Source organism: Vibrio sp. 1249-1 (assembly GCF_033340495.1).
The window spans coordinates 1-758 of the sequence record NZ_JAWOWJ010000435.1; the positions used below are offsets into that span (position 1 = coordinate 1).

Consider the following 758-nt stretch of genomic DNA (forward strand, 5'->3'; position numbering starts at 1 on the left):
TTAATACCAGACAGGCGAGTCGCAGACTCATTGCCGCCTAGTGCGTAAACATAGCGACCAAAGCGAGTGTGATTAAGTAGGTACCAAGCCGCTGCGAATACAACAACCATCAACCAAACTGGCACTGGAATACCTAACGCGTAGCCTGTACCAAACCATGCGAATGCGTCTGCCGTGTCTGTGAAGCCAGTAGAAATTGGTCGACCGTCGGTGTAAACCATGGTCACACCGCGCAGTAATGTCATGGTGACCAGCGTCGCGATGAAGGCTTGCACTTTGCCTTTAGCGATGATGATGCCACTGATTGCGCCCAGTGCTGCACCAGCTAATAGAGCCGTTGGAACCGCAATTAAAACTGGCACTTCCATCGCGATTAGGCTCGCGGCAAATGCACCACAAAGCGCAAGGACAGAACCGACACTCAAGTCGATACCAGCAGTTAAGATAACCAGAGTCATACCTACGGCGATGATCGCGTGGACTGAGGTTTGACGAAGGATGTTAAGAATGTTGTCTACCGTAAAAAAGTTCGGGTTTAAAAAAGACACCACAACAATCAAAAATAACAGTGCAATCAGTGATTTTTGTTCAATCAACCACTCTTTAGTAAACAGCTTTTTGCTGCTTGTTTCGGTCGGTTTGCTCATGGTATTGGTACTCATGCTGCTTCCTCATTGATCTTTTTGCCTACGGCACAGGCGAGTAATTTTTCTTGGTCGGCGTCTTTCGCATCAAATTCGCCAGTTATGCGACCTTCA

At 47.8% G+C, this 758-nt stretch carries 1 protein-coding gene; it reads right to left on the reverse strand.

Annotated elements, in window-relative coordinates; genetic code table 11:
- Window positions 1–662, reverse strand: a 662-nt coding sequence (locus tag R7Z50_RS26845) for an ABC transporter permease subunit (RefSeq protein ID WP_318149663.1), incomplete at its 3' end; no start/stop codon positions are given.
- Window positions 663–758: the final 96 nt, after the last annotated feature.